Source organism: Brevundimonas denitrificans, from assembly GCF_030160755.1.
GTDB classification, from domain to species: Bacteria; Pseudomonadota; Alphaproteobacteria; order Caulobacterales; family Caulobacteraceae; genus Brevundimonas; species Brevundimonas denitrificans.
In genome coordinates this window covers 48,941-65,537 of the sequence record NZ_BSOY01000003.1, presented here as the reverse complement: position 1 = coordinate 65,537, position 16,597 = coordinate 48,941, and the positions used below count along the sequence as shown (strand labels likewise).

Below are 16,597 nucleotides of genomic sequence, written 5' to 3'. Positions count from 1 at the left end.
TCATGCGATCCACGGGAGCCGACATTCTGGTCGTCGACGACGAGGCCGACATCCGCGAGCTGGTCTCCGGCCTGCTCGAGGACGAGGGCCACGCCGTGCGCGTCGCCGCCAACTCGGACGAGGCCCTGGCCGCCATCCGGGCCCGCAAGCCGTCGCTGGCCCTGCTCGACATCTGGATGCAGGGCGGGGGCCTGGACGGGCTGGAGTTGCTGGACGTCATCAAGGAGCTGGATCCCGACCTGCCGGTCGTGATGATCTCGGGCCACGGCAATATCGAGACGGCGGTCACGGCGCTGCAGCGCGGCGCCTATGACTTCATAGAAAAGCCCTTCAAGTCCGACCGGTTGGTCGTCGTTGTTCAGCGCGCGCTGGAAGCGTCGTCGCTCAAGCGCGAGAACAGGCGGCTGCGGGCCCAGGTGGCGGCCCCCACCGGCTTCATCGGCCGCTCGGCGGCGGCCCAGGCCCTGCGCAGCACCATCGCCAAGGTGGCCCCGGCCAACAGTCGAGTGCTGATCTCGGGCCCGCCCGGCTCCGGCAAGGAGCTGGTCGCGCGCCAGATCCACGAGGCCAGCGCCCGGTCCAAGGGGGAGTTCGTCGCCATCGCCGCCGCCGGCATGACGCCCGAACGTCTGGACATCGAACTGTTCGGCGAGGAGGGCCACGACGGGCGCCCGCGCAAGATCGGGGTCTTCGAGCGCGCCCACAACGGCACCCTCTATCTCGACGACGTCGGCGACATGCCGCGGGAGAGCCAGAGCCGGGTCCTGCGGGTGCTGGTCGAACAGCGCTTCCGCCGGGTCGGCGGCGAACAGGACGTCCAGGTCGACATCCGCGTCGTCACCTCGACCTCCCGGGATCTCAAGGTCGAGATCGCGGAGGGCCGCTTCCGCGAGGACCTGTTTCACCGTCTCAACGTCGTGCCGATCCGGGTCCCGGCCCTGTCCGAGCGGCGCGAGGATATCCAGGAGCTGATCGACTATTTCATCGAGACCCTGTCGGCGTCCCAGGGGCTGACCAAGCGGCGGCTCGGCGACGACGCCATCGCCGTGCTGCAGGTCCACCCCTGGCCCGGCAACGTCCGCCAGCTGCGCAACAACGTCGAACGGCTGCTGATCCTGGCCACCGGCGACCCCGACGAGCCGATCAGCGCCGACATGCTGCCGCAGGAGGCGACCAACGCCAATTCGACCGGCACCCTGGGCGGCGAGCGCATCATCGCCCTGCCGCTGCGCGAGGCCCGCGAGGTGTTCGAGCGGGAATATCTGGCGGCCCAGATCATGCGCTTCGGCGGCAATATCTCGCGCACCGCGGCCTTCATCGGCATGGAGCGGTCGGCCCTGCACCGCAAACTCAAGTCGCTCGGCGTTTCGCCGTCGCGCGGCGGCGAGGATGATATCGAGGAGCCTGTCGAGGCATGAGTCGCGTCGCCTATGTCAACGGCCAGTACCGGCCGCACGGTCAGGCCGTGATCCATGTCGAGGATCGCGGCTTCCAGTTCGCCGACGGCGTCTATGAGGTCTGGTCCGTGTTCGACGGCCGGCTGGCCGATTTCGACGGCCACATGACCCGTCTGCACCGCAGCCTGAACGAACTGCGCATCGACATCCCGATGACGCGCGAGGCCCTCGGCCGGGTGCTGAACGAGACGGTGCGTCGCAACCGGGTGCGCGAGGGGCTGGTCTATCTGCAGGTCACGCGCGGCACGGCCCGCCGCGACCATCCGTTCCCGCCCGAGGGCACCGCGCCCAGCGTCGTCGTCACCGCCCGCTCATTGCCGCTCTCGAAAGGCGACGCCAGCGCGAAGAAGGGCGTGGCCGTGATCACCCATCCGGACATCCGCTGGGGGCGCTGCGACATCAAGACGGTGGGGCTCCTGCCCAATGTCCTGGCCAAACAGGCCGCCAAGGAACGCGGCGCGGCCGAGGCCTGGATGGTCGACGAGATGGGACTGGTCACTGAGGGCTCGTCCACCAACGCCTGGATCGTCGATGAGCACGGCAAGCTGCGGACGCGGGATGCGCAGGCCAATATCCTGCAGGGCATCACCCGCGCGGCGGTGATGGCCCTGATCGCCGACGAGGGGCTCGAGCTGGAAGAGCGGGCCTTCAGCGTCGACGAAGCCAAGCGCGCGAAGGAGGCCTTCTACACCTCGGCCAGCGGCTTCGTCATGCCGGCGACCTCCATCGACGGGGTCAAGATCGGCGACGGCAAGCCCGGCCCGATCGCGACCCGGCTGCGCGCCCTGTATCTTGATCGGGCGATGCGCGACGCCATCTAGGCGTTGCGGCCCCGCGCGGGCGGTGGCTAAGGTGCCGGGCCGGACATCCGATCCAGCCCCGCGCCGCTCCCTCGGCCGGAGAACAAGCAAGAACAGGCTGAACCTGCCATGTCGCAAGACAAGTCCAAGAACCTTCAGGACACCTTCCTCAACAGCGTCCGCAAGACCAAGACGCCGCTGACCATCTTCCTGGTCAATGGCGTCAAGCTGCAGGGCATCGTGACCTGGTTCGACAACTTCTGTGTGCTGCTGCGCCGTGATGGCCAGTCGCAGCTGGTCTACAAGCACGCCATCTCGACCATCATGCCGTCCGCGCCCGTGCAACTGTACGAGCCGGAAGCGGACGAGGACTGATCGCTTCCTCGACGCGTCACCCCCGGGCATGACCCGGGGGCCGGACGTTGTGTGCCTGTGTCTCAGGGATGGCCCAACGGCCGTCGACTTCCTATCTGTCGATCAGCACCCCAACATCCGATCCTCCGGGCAAGCCCGGAGATGACGGCGCAAAGAAAGTCCGACACCTGACTGCCAAACACATCGACCACGCCGTCCCCCTGATCCGGGCCGTCGTCATCCATCCGGAACGCTCCGATTCCGGCGCCGGCGAAAGTTCGCGCCAGTCCGTCGAACGTCTGGAAGAGGCCGTCGGCCTCGCCCGCGCCCTCGACCTCGACGTGCGCGGCGAGGAGATCGTGCGCATCCGCAAGGTCACCCCCGCCACCCTGTTCGGCTCGGGCAAGGTCGAGGAGCTGGCCGCCCTGGTACGCGCCGCCGAGGCCGAGGCGGTGGTCATCGACGACGCCCTCTCGCCGGTGCAGCAGCGCAATCTTGAGAAGGCCTGGGACTGCAAGGTCATCGACCGCACCGGCCTGATCCTCGAGATCTTCGGCCGCCGCGCGCGGACCAAGGAGGGCCGGCTGCAGGTCGAACTGGCCCGGCTGGACTATGAGAAGTCGCGCCTCGTCCGCACCTGGACCCACCTGGAACGCCAGCGCGGCGGCACCGGCTCGACCGGCGGCCCCGGCGAGACCCAGATCGAGCTCGACCGCCGCCTGATCGCCGACCGCATCGTCAAGCTGAAGGTCGAGCTGGACGAGGTGCGCCGCACCCGTGGCCTGCACCGCAAGCAGCGCCAGAAGGTGCCGTTCCCGACCATCGCCCTGGTCGGCTACACCAACGCCGGCAAGTCGACCCTGTTCAACCGGCTGACCGGTTCGGACGTGGTGGCCAAGGACCTGCTGTTCGCCACCCTCGACACCACCCAGCGCACGATCCGCCTGCCGCAGGGCCGGCCGGCCATCGTGGCCGACACCGTCGGCTTCATCTCCGACCTGCCGCACGAACTGGTCGAGAGCTTCCGCGCCACGCTGGAGGAGGTGGGCGAGGCTGACCTGATCCTGCACGTCCGCGACATCGCCTCACCCGACAGCGAGGCCCAGGCGAAGGACGTCGAGGCGGTGCTGAAACAGATCGAGACGCCCGAGGGCAAGACCCGCCGGGTGCTGGAAGTCTGGAACAAGATCGACCTGCTTGACGAGGACGTCCGCGAGGCCGTGCTGGGCCAGGCCGAACGCCTGTCCCGCGACGGCAAGGCAGTCGCGGTCTCGGCCTGGACCGGGGAGGGGATCGAACCCCTGCGCGAGACCATCGCCCGCCTGATCGACGACGACCCGGAGACGGAACTGGTGCTGTCGCCCTCACAGGGCGAGGCGCTGGCCTGGCTGTACGAGAACGGCCGCGTCACCGGCCGCGAAACGGACGACGCGGGCCGGACGCATGTGACCGTGCGCCTGCACCCAGCGGCCCTCGGGCGGTTCGAGCGGCAGTTTTCCGCGGCCGGATAAGAGCGGGCGCGGCGAACCGCACCCTGTGTTAGGATGATCCGCTCACGGGTGGGCGCGCGGATTCGCGCGGCCCCGTTGAGCCTGGACCCCTTGCATGCCGAAGACGAAAGCTGGGGCGCCGACCTGGGACGCCGGCAATCTGCAACGGGGGCTCGAGGCCGCCGGGGTCGCCCTGTGGTCATGGAACGTCGACGACGACACCTTCGCCATGGACGCTGCCGCCTTCGGGCTCTGGGGCATGGCGGTCAAGCCGCACGTCACCTTCGAGGATCTTTCGTCCCACATCCATCCGGCGGACCGGGACCGGGTGCGGGCCGCCTTCGCCGCCACCCGCGCGGTGGTGGGGCCCTATGAGATCGACTTCCGCATCCTGGTCGAGGGCGACGTCCGCTGGATCTCGGCGCGCGGCCAGGGCGACGACCTCGGCATGGTCAGCCGCAAGATGTTCGGCATCTTCATCGATGTGACCGGCCGTAAACAGGCCGAGGAAGGCCACGAACTGCTCGCCGGCGAGATGAGCCACCGGGTCAAGAACCTGCTGGCCATTGCCTCGGGCCTGACCGCCATCACCTCGCGGTCGGTGGATTCGACCACCGACATGGCCCGCGAGCTGACCCAGCGCCTGACCGCCCTCGGCCGCGCCCACGACCTCGTCCGCCCGCTACCGGGCGAGGAAGGCAAGGCGCTGCTGGGGGACCTCCTGTCCGTCCTGCTGGCCCCCTATGACGATCTCGGCGCCTTCAGCGGCCGCATCCGGGTGTCGGTGCCGCGCATGGGCGTGGGCGAACAGGCGGCCAACGCCCTGGCCCTGATCGTCCACGAACTGGCGACCAATTCGCTCAAATACGGCGCCCTGTCGGCCGAGGCCGGGACCCTCGACGTCTCCTGTTCGGCGCATGACGCCGAACTGGTGATCGCCTGGACGGAACAGGGCGGGCCGCCGGTGCAACCGCCCAAGGGACCGGGCGGCTACGGCAGCCAGATGGTGGCGCGAGCCATGGCCCGCCAGCTGGACGGCTCCATCGAACGCGACTGGGCCGAGCAGGGGCTGGTGGTCCGCCTGCGGATCAACAAGGAAAAGATCGCGCAGTAGCGGGCGTCACGCCCGCTCCGCCGCCTTCGCCGCGTCCCACAGCCCGTCCATCTCGGCCAGGTCCGACTGGTCAGGCGACCGCCCGTCCTTCGCCAGCTCCGCCTCGATGAACCCGAACCGCCGGACGAATTTCGCATTCGCCCCACGCAGGGCGTCCTCCGGCTCCACCCCAAGCTTCCGCGCCAGATTAGCCACCACGAACAGCAGGTCCCCGACCTCGTCGCGGGCCTTGTCCAGATCGCCGGCGGCGATCTCGACGCGCAACTCGGCGACCTCCTCGTCCAGCTTGTCGAACACCTCGTCGGTCGAGGGCCAGTCGAAGCCGACGCGGGCGGCGCGCTTGGTCAATTTCGCCGCGCGCGCCAACGCCGGCAGGCCGACCGGCACATCGTCCAGCACCCCGTGCTGTTCCTTGTCCTTGCGTTCGGCCGCCTTGATGTCCTCCCAGCGCGCCTTCTGGGCCGCGCCGTCGGGCTTGGCCGCCTCGTCGCCGAACACGTGCGGATGTCGGCGCTCCAGCTTGTCGGCGATGGCGTTCGCCACGTCGTCGAAGGCGAACAGCCCCTGTTCCTCGGCCATGCGGGCGTGGAAGACGGTCTGGAACAGCAGGTCGCCGAGCTCGGACTTCAGTTCGTCCATGTCGCCGCGCTCGATGGCGTCGGCGACCTCATAGGCCTCCTCCAGCGTATAGGGGGCGATGGTGGCGAAGGTCTGCTCCACGTCCCAGGGACAGCCGCCGACGGGGTCGCGCAGCCGGGCCATGATGCCGATCAGGCGGTCTATGGGCCTCATGCCGCGGCCGCGCCGTCGCGTTGTTCCAGCGCCTTGCGAATCTCGTCATGCCGCGCGGGCGTCAGGGGATAGCCCTTCAGCACCAGAGCCGCCGCCGCGAGCAGCAGGCCGGGCACGAGGATGAACAGGATCTGCAGCGTCAGCAGCGAGCCCTCGCTGTTGCCTTCAACCCCCGGAATGGCGCGGAAACCGACCCATTGCAGGATCAGATAGGGGATCAACGCCACGACGTGGCCGATCTTGGTCGTGGCCGACAGGATGGAGAACATCAGGCCGGTGCGATCGACGCCCGTCTCCAGCCGGATCTCGTCGCCGGCGTCGGCCATCATGGCCCGCAGCAGGAACAGGCCTGCCGCATAGGGCAGGCCGGCGATGAACATGGCGGCGGCGGTCAGGGCGAAATTGCCGCCCGGGACCAGGGTCGCGCCGATGTAGAAGGCCGCGAAGACCAGGCTGGCCGTCGCCAGCGCCTTGTCCTTGCCGATCTTCGTCGCCAGCCAGGCCCAGAACGGCGCCCCGACCAGTCCGGCGACGAAGTAGAACAGCATGAACAGCGACGCCTCGGTGTGGTCGTAACCCTTGATCTGGCCGAAGAAGAAGAACAGCAGGGCGCCGGTGATGCCCGGGGCCACGCCCAGCAGCAGGTCGGCGAAGAGCAGCTTGCGCACCGTCTTCTTGCCGAACAGGCCGAGGTAGGCCTTGGGGCCTCCATGCGGGGCGGCGCCGGCGTTGACCGGCTCGGGCACGACGAACATGGCCAGGCCGATGGTGACGGGCAGGGCGATCATGATGGCCCAGCCCATGATGCGCACCCCGGCGGCGTAGTCGCCGAGGCCGGTCTTCACCACCACGGTCGGCAGGATCAGGATCAGGATCACGCCGATGATGTTGAACACCTGCCACCAGCCGTAGACCCGGCTGCGCTGGTCGTATTGCGGGGCGAGGACCGAGGCCCAGCCCAGCTGGCCCAGGGTGCCGATCGAAAAGCCGAGATAGAGGACCAGCAACCAGCCGAAGAGATAGGCCGCGCCGGCACCCGGCTGGACCACCACAAACATCATCAGGGCCGACAGCATCAGGATCGGCGTCGAGATCGCCATCCAGGGGCGATAGCGGCCCCATTTCGTCTTCGTCTTGTCCATGCCCCAGCCGATGAAGGGGTCGAAGACGATGTCGATCAGCCGCACGGCCATGAAGACCGCCGCGACCACCCCCAGCTCCAGCCCGACATAGGTCGCGTAGAACTCGGGCAGGGTCACCGGCAGGGCCACGCCGAAGGCCGCCAGCGGGAGGCACGGGCCGGAGAAGGCGGCGAGAATGGCGTTGGATCGGCGCGCCGGGGCGGCGGTTGCAGGCGCAGTCGGGGCGGCGTCGGTCATGGGTGCGTCCGGCGGTCCGGCCCTGAGTCGGCCGTCCCTTCACCATGCCGACTTTGCGCGCGCCGCGCGAGGCGTCGGCTCCCCATTCTGGCCCGGCGTGAAGGGCCTTGCGGCGAACACAGAGACAGGGTCAGCTTCCGCCATGCTGTTGCGCCTGTTCCTGCTGCTGATCGGCGCCCTCGCGACCGTGCTGGTCGCCGGGCCGGCGAAGGCGCAGGCCGAGTTCTGCGACCGCCAGATCGAGGACTTCGGCGGCCCCGCCCTGGCCAACGGCATCTCCCTGCACTCGCTGGAATGGGCGCCGTTCGGTTCGACCGAATGGGGGTGGGAGACCTATGTCCCGCTGATGCAGCAGGAGCTGGGCACCGGGTGCGCCGCCAACTCCCCGGTCTTCGCCCGCCGCCTGGCCGATTTCCAGACCGCGCACCAACTGCCGTCCACAGGCATCTTCGACCCGGCCACCTTCCAGATCTTCCGGGGCCTGTGGCAGGAGCGGCGGCCCTTCATCATGGCGCGGGTCCGCGACGAGCCCTGTCCCGACCCGCCGCCCCTGTACCAGCTGGGCTATCTGGTCGCGTCCGAGGAGCATGCCGACCGCCTGACCCGCCTGCTGCGGCGCGACGTGCTGGAGGCCTACCGCCGGATGGTCGCCGCCGCCCGGGCCGAGGTTCCGGAGGTCGCCAATGATCCGGAACTGCTTCAGATCTTCTCCGGTTTCCGGGACCCCGAGGCCGACGCCGCCCGCTGCGCGGCGTCCGGCAATTGCGACGGCCTGCGGCGCGCGGTGTGTTCCCCCCACAGGACCGGGACGGCGGTCGACCTCTATGTCGGCCAGGTCGTCGGCCTCGGCGTCGACAACACCTCGCCGCCCAGCCGCCTGCACATGAGCCGCGGCGCGACCTATCGCTGGCTGGTCAGGAACGCCGGGCGGTTCGGCTTCGTGCCCTACGCCTTCGAACCCTGGCATTGGGAGTGGGTCAGCCCGGTCGGCGGTTATGCCGGGCCCCCGCCGCCATCGTGATCCGGCGACTGACCGACGGCGAGCGGGCTCTGGCGGTCGGGGCCTTCGGAGAGGCGCTCATCCTCGACTCCATCCGTTTCCTGCCCGCGCCCTGGCCGTTCGATCGGGCCTTCGTCCCGGGACGATGGTTCGGTCGCGACTGGATCGTCTGGCCGAAACAGACCCTGCCGCCGGACCTCGCCGCGGCGCCCCTGCGGCTTCAGGCCATGCTGATCCACGAGCTGACCCACGTCTGGCAGGCGCAGCAGGGGGTCAATCTGCTGACCGGCAAGATTCGCGCGGGCGATCGGCCGGCGTCCTATGAATACCCCATCGGCGTGGACTGCGACTGGGGCGGGCTGAACATCGAACAGCAGGCCATGGTGGTCGAACACCGCTTCCGCCTGACGCGCGGCCAGCCGGCGCCCGCGGACCCGGCCTTCTACGACCGCGTCTGTCCGATCGGTCCCCGGATCGGCGCCTGAGCCTTGCGGCGACGTCCGCACAGCTCATATTGGAAACAGATACTGTTTCTAATGAATCGGAGTGAGCCCTGATGCGCCAGCCCGCGATCTTCTTCGGCCACGGTTCGCCGATGAACGCCCTCGGCGGCCCCTACGCCGACGCCTGGCGTGCGCTGGGCGAGGCGGTCGGCAAGCCGAAGGGCGTGGTCATGGTCTCGGCCCATTGGGAAACCAGCGGACCGGCTGTGACGGCCCAGGCGACCCCGGAAACCATCCATGATTTCGGCGGTTTCCCGGATGAACTGCATGCGATGCAGTACCCGGCGCCGGGATCGCCCGGGCTGGCGGCGCGGGTCTCGGAACTGACCGGGGCGACGCCGACGACGCAGTGGGGCCTCGATCACGGAACCTGGTCGGTGCTGGCCCATGTCTGGCCCCAGGCGGACGTCCCCGTGGTTCAGCTGTCGCTGGACCGCGGCCTCGACGCGCGCGGCCATCACGACCTGGCGAAGCGTCTGGCGCCGCTGCGGGACAAGGGGATCATCATCGCAGGCTCGGGCGACTTCGTGCACAATCTGCGCACCTGGAAGCGGGCTGGCGGCGAGGCGTATCCATGGGCCTCGGGCTTCAATGAGGCGGTCAAGGCGGCGCTGCTGCGCGGCGACGACGACGCCCTGATCGACTGGGTCGGGCTGGCCGAGGACGCCCGGCTGAGCGTCCCGACCGATGAACACTATCTACCGCTGCTCTACGTCGCCGCCCAGCGTGCGCCAGGCGACGAGGTGAGCTTCTTCAACGATGTCATCGAGGGGGGGTCAATCTCGATGACGGGCGTGCGGATTGGTCAGGCCTAGGCCCTTTTGCGCATGACCGCGTCCAGGCTCCAGGGCCCGGGGCCGGCGGCGGTCAGATACAGGAAGACGAAGCAGTAGAGGGCGATCAGCTCTCCGCCGTTGAGAATGGGGAACAGGTTCTGTGTTCCATGGATCGCCCAGTAGCCGACGGCGCAGAAGCCCGCGGCGAAGAAGGCGGCCGGGCGCGAAAACAGTCCGAGCGCCAGCAGCAGGCCAAGCACCAGCTCAAACGGTCCCGACAGCCCCGGGAGGCTCAGGCCCGGCGGCGGCACGCCTTCGACGGCGGGAAACCCGAGAACCTTGGCCGTGCCATGCTGCAGAAGCAGCAGGCCGGAGACGATGCGCAGGACGCTGAGAAGCTGCGGCTGATAGCGTGAGACGGAATCGAACATGAAGCCCTCCTTCTGATTGCCCAAGACTGAAACAGAGTCTGTTTCAGTTCAACGGCGAAGTTCAGGCGGCTTTCTCGAGCTCCGCCATCTGCTGGATCCGCACGTAGTCGGTCTTGCCGGTGCCCAGCACGGGCACCTCGGCCACGCGCATGATCTTCTTCGGAACCGCCAGTTCGGGGGCGCCGTGGCTGCGGGCCCACTCGGCCAGGCGGGCGACGTCCGCGTCCCGGCGGTCCGTGACCAGCACCAGCTTCTCGCCCTTGCGGGCGTCCGGGATGGAGACGACGGCGTGCCGTGCGTCGGGCCACACCGCGCTGGCCAGTCCCTCGACCGCCGTCAGCGACACCATTTCGCCGCCGATCTTGGCGAACCGTTTGATCCGGCCGAGGATCGAGACATAGCCGTCCTTGTCGATGTCGACGATGTCGCCCGTGTCGTGCCAGCCGCCGGCCAGCGGTTCGACGCTCTCGGGATCCTCGGCCGACAGATAGCCCTTCATCACATTGGGTCCGCGCAGGAACAGCCGCCCGCCGTCGGGAATGCCGTCGACCGGGTCGATGCGCCACTCCATGCCGGGCATCATCTGGCCGACGGTGCCGGGACGGTTGCGATCCGGGTGGTTCACCGCCACCACCGGCGCCGCCTCGGTCGCGCCGTAGCCTTCCAGCAGTTTGAGGCCATGGAAGCGGGTGTTGAACAGGTGATGGGTCTCGGGCCGAACCTTCTCGGCGCCGGCGACGACGAACTGCAGGGTGGCGAAGTCGTCCGGCGCCGCGACACGGGCGTACTGGTTCAGGAAGGTGTCGGTGGCGAACAGGATCGAGGCCTTCACGTCCGGCAGCAGTTCGACGATCTGTTTGGCGTGCAGCGGCGACGGATACTGGAACGCCTTCATCCCGTGCAGGATGGGCAGCAGCACCCCGCCCGTCAGGCCGAAACAGTGGAAGGTCGGCAGCGGGTTGAACATCACCCATTCGGGCTTCAGGTCGATGTGCTGGGCCACCTGACGGCAGTTGGCGACCAGATTCCACTGGCTCAGCACCACGCCCTTGGGCGCGCCGAAACTCCCGGAGGTGAACAGCACCACGCCGGGCGAAGACGGGTCGGTCTTCACCCGAAACTGTCTGGGCATCAGGCCGGCCATCAGGCCGTACAGCTTGTCGGGAAGGCCGATGGTCTTGCGCACGTCGTCCAGCCAGACGATCTCGGCCACCGTAGCCAGGTCGTCCAGCAGGTCCTCAAGCTTGGCCTGGTTTACGAACCGCCTGGCGCAGAGAATCTTCCTCACCCCGGCCGCCTTGATCGCCGCCTTGATGTTGCTCTGGCCCGAGGTGAAGTTGAGCATCACCGGCACTCGGCCGTGCGCGTGCAGTCCATAGTAGGTGACGACGACGCCCGCGCTGGACGGCAGCAGGATGCCGACCCGTTCCCCCGGCTCGGTCATCGCCGCGATCTTGCGGCCCAGCACAAAGGCGGCCCGGATCAGCCCGGTGTAGGTCAGGGGCTTGCGATCGAGATCCTCGAGGATTTCCTTGTCGCCGAACCTGTCGCGAGCGGCGATCAGGCCGTCGAAAATGGTCTGTTCGCCGTCCTTGGCATCCAGGGGTACGCGCAAGTCCATCCTCCGTGCGGATGCGGTTGTCCCGCAGCCTTTGTCTTCGCGGATCAAACTAGAGCCGCCGAGCGGTATTGAAAAGGTGCGTTACCTTGCGTGACCCGAAGGGCTCATCGCTTGGACTGATTGAATCTGATCGGGTTCGCCGGACCTCTGGAAATCGATCGCCGTTCTCTCTACGCCTGTGAGGCGGAGGGCAGGAGCGCGCGTGACCGGGAAGGAATCGCCAAAGAAGCTGACCGAACTGCCGGCGCCCTATGCGGCCGAGCCGGCGCCCGGCCTGCCGCCCTGGTTCCTGAAGGCCGTGGCCTGGACCGGCGCCCTGGGCGTGCTGACGGCCAACCTTTCGGTCCTGCTGCCGCACATCGCCTCCCTGCGGACCGCCCTGCAGGAATCGTTCGGCCTCATCGCCTTCGAAAGCTTCAGCAGCGCCGCGGGCGTCCTGACGGTCCTCGGACTGGGGGCCGGCTATTTCTGCGGCTGCGCCCTGATCTATTTCCTGTGGATACGGCGGCATCTGAAATTCAAACTGCCGTTCCTGATCGGCGCCGGCGTGCTGGCGCCCTTCGTCTTTTTCCTCAGCCTGAGCCTGCGGCCCGCCAGCGACCTGGGGCCGATGCAGTCCGGACGGCTCGGCGAACTGCTGGCCATGGTCGACCAGAACTATGTCCGCGCCGGCGCCGACCATGGCGGCTACTGGTTCGCGACCGACAACGCCGCCATGGGGCCGCAGGGCTGGACCACGGCCCAGGTTCTGGCCGGCGTGCTCCAGGCGCCGTCCAGCGCCGAGTCGCGGCCCCAGACTGTCGAGCGGGTCCGCCGCAGCCTCGCCTATATCGAATCCATCCGGCAGCCGACCGGCTGGGGCTATCAGGACGGCGCGCGGACCACGGTGACCGAGATCATCGGCTGGGTCGCGACCGCCGAAGCCCTCGCCCTGCAGTCCGACCCGCACCAGCCGGTCTGGACGCCGGCCGAGGAAGGCCAGGCCAAGGACCGGCTGTTCACCGACCTGCGCGAACTGGCCGGCCGCCAGCATTCGGACGGCGGATGGGGCCCGTTGTCGCCGACGTCCGCCCGCGAACACCAGCGCACCTATTCGACCGTCGTAAGCCTGATGGCCTTTCTGGCGGCGCGGGACGCCGACATCGTGCGCGGCGACGCCCGCTGGATCTGGGACAATGACATCCGGCGCGGCGCCCGCTGGCTGATGCTGAACGCCACCGAGGGCCAGGAAGGCGCCAAGGGCTGGTGGCCCAACCCCTATGTGCGGCGGACGGACGGCGACTGCCTCGGCCTGACGTCCCAGGTCATGTACGTCCTCGCCCACATAGATCGATCGCTGGGCCTGCGCCCCTATGACGCCGCCTTCGCGGAGCTGCGCACCGGCTATCTCGGGCGGCTGCGCGAGGGAGACGGCCAGTTCGCCTCGATCCAGAAGCGGCCGCTGGACATGAACTGCCAGCTTCAGGACAGCGAATCCTACCTGTTCGGCCAGCCCGACTTCACGCTCGAGCGGTCCACCTTCCTCTGGTATCCGTGGACGATGGCGGCGGTCAGTGAGCTGTCGCGTTCGCCCAGGCTTTCGGCCGACGAGCGCAAGCGGCTGGCGGTGCTGGACGACATCCTGACCCGTCGCCTGCCCGAGATGACGCAGAAGGATCTCGAGAACACCGTCCTCTATCCGACGGCCGAGACCCTGTTCGGCCTGGGCGTGCGGATGCGCAACGACGCCGTGCTGAATCCCTGAACCCGTCGGGCCCCGCCTTGCCTTTGAGCGCCGAAAGACCGACATAGCCGCTCTGGCAAGGAGCCCTGTTCCCCGGCGATGGTCACGCTGATCGACACCCTGACGAAGACGCCGGCCGAGTTGCGTCACCCCGAGAAGCAGAACCGTCCAGAGACGGCGGTGCTGAAGAAGCCCGACTGGCTGCGCGTCAAGGCGCCCGGATCGGGCCAGTACAACGCCACCAAATCGATCGTGAAGGACAAGGGCCTCGTCACCGTCTGCGAGGAGGCGGCCTGCCCCAACATCGGCGAGTGCTGGAGCCAAAAGCACGCCACCCTCATGATCATGGGCGACACCTGCACGCGGGCCTGCGCCTTCTGCAACGTCAAGACGGGCCTGCCCCAGCCGCTGGACCCTGAAGAACCCGCCAAGGTCGGACTGGCCGTGGCGCAACTGGGTCTGAACCACGTGGTCATCACCAGCGTGGACCGGGACGACGTCTCCGACGGCGGCGCGGCCCATTTCGCCGAGGTGGTGCGTCAGATCCGCCTGCAGGCGCCGAACACAACCATCGAGATCCTGACGCCCGACTTCCTGCGCAAGGACGGGGCGGCCGAGGTGATGATCGACGCCACGCCCGACGTCTTCAACCACAACCTCGAAACCGTGCCGCGGCTGTATCTGAAGATCCGGCCCGGCGCCCGCTACTTCCACAGCCTGCGTCTTCTGCAGATGGTCAAGGAGCGCGATCCCAACCAGTTCACCAAGTCCGGCATCATGGTCGGCCTGGGCGAGACCCGCGAAGAGGTCATGCAGGTGATGGACGACATGCGCTCCGCCGGCGTCGACTTCATCACCATCGGCCAGTACCTGCAGCCGACGCGCAAGCACGCCGCCATCGACCGGTTCGTGACCCCGGACGAGTTCAAGGCCTATGAGGCCATCGCCCGCGCCAAGGGCTTCCTGATGGTTTCCTCCTCGCCCCTGACCCGCAGCTCGCACCACGCCGGCGACGACTTCGCCCGCTTGCGCGCGGCGCGACTGGCGCAGACCGGACGCTGAGCCGCGCTTGGCCGTCCATCGCGTCACCAAGATCCTGCCGTATACGCCCGCCCAGCTGGCCGCGCTGGTCGCCGATGTGCGCGCCTATCCCGAGTTCGTGCCCTGGGTCACCGCCATGCGGACCTGGAGCCCGCGCGAGGAGGCGCCGGGCGTCAGCCTGGTCGACGCCGAGGCGGCCGTGGGCTTCTCCTTTCTCAAGGAGCGGTTTTCGACCTGGGTGCGGCATGACCGGAACCGTGACGTGGTCGAGGTCGGGCTGATCCGGGGGCCCTTCAGGCATCTGAAGAACCGCTGGGAATTCTTCCCCGATCCGGCCGGGACGCGGGTCGAGTTCATGATCGACTTCGCCTTCAGGTCGCGGCTGCTGGACGGCATGCTGCACGCCAATTTCGACCGCGCCGTCAGCAAGCTGATGGGCTGTTTCGAGGCGCGGGCGGCGAAACTCTACGGTCCGAAGGCGTGAGTTTCGACTTCGACGCGACGGTGGTCGGCGCCGGCGCGGTCGGCCTCGCCTGTGGTCGGGCGCTGGCGAAGCGCGGCCTGTCAGTGCTGGTGCTGGAGAAGGAGCCCCACATCGGTCAGGGCGTATCCTCGCGCAATTCCGAGGTCATCCACGGCGGTCTCTACTATCCGACCGGCTCGCTGAAGGCGCGCTTCTGCGTCGAGGGGCGGCGGGCGCTCTACGCCTTCCTCGAAAGCCACAAGGTCGACCACCGCAAATGCGGCAAACTGGTCGTGGCCACGGACGAGACCGAGGTCGAGCGCATCGAGGCCATCTTCGTCCAGGCCACCGCCAACGGTGTCGAAGGCCTGGAGCACCTGACCGGCGCCCAGGCGCGCGCCCTGGAGCCGGGTCTCAACGCCCACGCCGCCATCCTGTCGCCGGAGAGCGGCGTCTTCGACAGCCACGGCTATATGCTCGCCCTTGAGGGCGAGATCGGCGAGGCGGGCGGCTCGGTCGTGGTCTCGACGCCGTTCGAACGGGCCGAACCGCTGCCCGGCTTCGGTTTCACCCTCACTGCGGGCGGGGAGGGCGGCGCCACCCTGACCACCCGCCTGCTGGTTACGGCGCCGGGTCTGGGGTCCCAGGCCGTCGCGGCCCGGATCGAGGGCTATCCGGCCGACCGCATCCCGCCGGGCCATTTCGGCAAGGGCGTCTATTTCCGCCTGACCGGCAAGGCGCCGTTCGAGCGGCTGATCTATCCGCCGCCGATCCCGGGCGCGCTCGGCACCCACTATCGCAAGGACCTCGGCGGACAGGCCGTGTTCGGCCCCGACCTCGTCTATGTCGAATCCGAGGACTATGCGGTCGACGCCGCCAAGGCCGCCGAGTTCGAAGGCTATATCCGCCGCTTCTGGCCCGGTCTGCCCGACGGCGCCCTGACCCCCGACTACGCCGGCATCCGGCCCAAGCTGCACGGGCCGGGCGAGCCGCAACCCGATTTCCAGCTGCACGGCCGCGACGTCCACGGTCTCGACGGCCTGGTCGCCCTGTTCGGCATCGAGAGTCCGGGCCTGACCAGCTCCCTTGCGATCGGCGAGGCGGTCAGCGAAATGCTGGCCCATGACTGAGATCACGATCCGCGACGCCGCCGCCGCCGACATTCCGGCCCTGCACGCCCTGATCGAGAGCGCCTATCGCGGCGAGGCGTCGCGCGCGGGCTGGACCACGGAGGCGGATCTGCTGGACGGTCAGCGCACTGACCCGGACGATCTGGCCGGCATTCTCGCCGACCCGAAACAGGCCTTGCTGACCGCGTGGCGCGGCGAGGATCTGGTCGGCTGCGTCCTGATCGCCGACCGTGGCGAGGGAACCGGCTATTTCGGCATGTTGTCGATCCGCCCGACGCTGCAGGGCGGCGGTCTGGGCCGCCGCCTGGTCAATGCCGCCCACGCCGCCCTGACCGATCGCTTCGGCGCCCGCCGGGTGCGGATCTCGGTGTTCCCGCAGCGCGAGACCCTGATCGCCTGGTATGAGCGCCTGGGCTATCGGCGGACCGGAGACACTCTGCCCTTTCCCTACGGCGATCCCCGTTTCGGCCTGCCAAAGCGTGACGACCTGCATTTCATCGTCATGCAGCACGAACTGGCCTGA

Annotated in this window: 17 protein-coding genes; 13 read left to right on the top strand and 4 right to left on the bottom strand. The window is 68.6% G+C overall.

Annotated elements, in window-relative coordinates; genetic code table 11:
* Positions 1 to 2: 2 nt before the first annotated feature.
* The 5 genes from ntrX to QQJ79_RS01590 all read left to right on the top strand — a co-directional run bounded on the left by ntrX (position 3) and on the right by QQJ79_RS01590 (position 5,215).
* Entirely contained in the window at positions 3 to 1,418 is a 1,416-nt protein-coding gene (ntrX, locus tag QQJ79_RS01610) for a nitrogen assimilation response regulator NtrX (protein WP_284220404.1), read from the top strand.
* Positions 1,415 to 2,278: a D-amino-acid transaminase gene (locus QQJ79_RS01605; RefSeq protein ID WP_284220403.1), complete on the top strand. Its 864-nt coding sequence runs from the start codon at positions 1,415 to 1,417 to the stop codon at positions 2,276 to 2,278. Before ntrX ends, QQJ79_RS01605 begins: the two co-directional genes overlap by 4 nt.
* Before the next feature lie 108 nt (positions 2,279 to 2,386).
* Positions 2,387 to 2,632, top strand: coding sequence for an RNA chaperone Hfq (gene hfq / locus QQJ79_RS01600; RefSeq protein ID WP_055830158.1), 246 nt, complete (start codon positions 2,387 to 2,389; stop codon positions 2,630 to 2,632).
* A gap of 167 nt (positions 2,633 to 2,799) precedes the next feature.
* Positions 2,800 to 4,122, top strand: a complete 1,323-nt coding sequence (gene hflX, locus QQJ79_RS01595) for a GTPase HflX (RefSeq protein ID WP_284220439.1) — start codon at positions 2,800 to 2,802, stop codon at positions 4,120 to 4,122.
* A 94-nt stretch (positions 4,123 to 4,216) separates the two neighbouring features.
* Complete coding sequence (locus QQJ79_RS01590; RefSeq protein ID WP_284220402.1) at positions 4,217 to 5,215, top strand: sensor histidine kinase; 999 nt, start codon at positions 4,217 to 4,219, stop codon at positions 5,213 to 5,215.
* A 6-nt stretch (positions 5,216 to 5,221) separates the two neighbouring features.
* Here the strand turns inward: QQJ79_RS01590 and mazG are convergent, their stop codons facing one another.
* Entirely contained in the window at positions 5,222 to 6,007 is a 786-nt protein-coding gene (gene mazG / locus QQJ79_RS01585) for a nucleoside triphosphate pyrophosphohydrolase (RefSeq protein WP_284220401.1), read from the bottom strand.
* Entirely contained in the window at positions 6,004 to 7,386 is a 1,383-nt protein-coding gene (locus QQJ79_RS01580; protein WP_284220400.1) for an MFS transporter, read from the bottom strand. Before QQJ79_RS01580 ends, mazG begins: the two co-directional genes overlap by 4 nt.
* A gap of 142 nt (positions 7,387 to 7,528) precedes the next feature.
* Between QQJ79_RS01580 and QQJ79_RS01575 the strand changes: the two genes are divergently transcribed.
* The 3 genes from QQJ79_RS01575 to ygiD all read left to right on the top strand — a co-directional run bounded on the left by QQJ79_RS01575 (position 7,529) and on the right by ygiD (position 9,704).
* Entirely contained in the window at positions 7,529 to 8,407 is an 879-nt protein-coding gene (locus QQJ79_RS01575; protein WP_284220399.1) for a M15 family metallopeptidase, read from the top strand.
* Entirely contained in the window at positions 8,404 to 8,871 is a 468-nt protein-coding gene (locus tag QQJ79_RS01570) for a hypothetical protein (RefSeq protein ID WP_284220397.1), read from the top strand. The genes QQJ79_RS01575 and QQJ79_RS01570 overlap by 4 nt, the downstream gene beginning before the upstream one ends.
* 71 nt (positions 8,872 to 8,942) lie before the next feature.
* Entirely contained in the window at positions 8,943 to 9,704 is a 762-nt protein-coding gene (gene ygiD / locus QQJ79_RS01565) for a 4,5-DOPA-extradiol-dioxygenase (RefSeq protein ID WP_284220395.1), read from the top strand.
* Here ygiD and QQJ79_RS01560 read toward each other — a convergent pair.
* Both QQJ79_RS01560 and QQJ79_RS01555 read right to left on the bottom strand, forming a co-directional pair.
* On the bottom strand, positions 9,701 to 10,096 hold the full coding sequence (locus tag QQJ79_RS01560; protein ID WP_284220394.1) for a DoxX family protein: 396 nt from the start codon (positions 10,094 to 10,096) through the stop codon (positions 9,701 to 9,703). The genes ygiD and QQJ79_RS01560 overlap by 4 nt on opposite strands.
* Positions 10,097 to 10,157: 61 nt before the next feature.
* Entirely contained in the window at positions 10,158 to 11,717 is a 1,560-nt protein-coding gene (locus QQJ79_RS01555; RefSeq protein ID WP_284220392.1) for an AMP-binding protein, read from the bottom strand.
* Between the two features lie 202 nt (positions 11,718 to 11,919).
* Between QQJ79_RS01555 and QQJ79_RS01550 the strand changes: the two genes are divergently transcribed.
* The 5 genes from QQJ79_RS01550 (at position 11,920) to QQJ79_RS01530 (ending at position 16,597) form a co-directional block, all read left to right on the top strand.
* The gene (locus tag QQJ79_RS01550) at positions 11,920 to 13,461 is read left to right on the top strand and encodes a prenyltransferase/squalene oxidase repeat-containing protein (protein WP_284220390.1); all 1,542 of its coding nucleotides are present in this window, start codon (positions 11,920 to 11,922) and stop codon (positions 13,459 to 13,461) included.
* A 78-nt stretch (positions 13,462 to 13,539) separates the two neighbouring features.
* The gene (gene lipA, locus QQJ79_RS01545) at positions 13,540 to 14,502 is read left to right on the top strand and encodes a lipoyl synthase (RefSeq protein WP_284220387.1); all 963 of its coding nucleotides are present in this window, start codon (positions 13,540 to 13,542) and stop codon (positions 14,500 to 14,502) included.
* Between the two features lie 7 nt (positions 14,503 to 14,509).
* The gene (locus QQJ79_RS01540; RefSeq protein WP_284220385.1) at positions 14,510 to 14,965 is read left to right on the top strand and encodes a type II toxin-antitoxin system RatA family toxin; all 456 of its coding nucleotides are present in this window, start codon (positions 14,510 to 14,512) and stop codon (positions 14,963 to 14,965) included.
* Positions 14,962 to 16,074, top strand: a complete 1,113-nt coding sequence (locus QQJ79_RS01535) for an NAD(P)/FAD-dependent oxidoreductase (protein ID WP_284220384.1) — start codon at positions 14,962 to 14,964, stop codon at positions 16,072 to 16,074. The genes QQJ79_RS01540 and QQJ79_RS01535 overlap by 4 nt, the downstream gene beginning before the upstream one ends.
* On the top strand, positions 16,067 to 16,597 hold the full coding sequence (locus QQJ79_RS01530) for a GNAT family N-acetyltransferase (protein WP_284220382.1): 531 nt from the start codon (positions 16,067 to 16,069) through the stop codon (positions 16,595 to 16,597). Before QQJ79_RS01535 ends, QQJ79_RS01530 begins: the two co-directional genes overlap by 8 nt.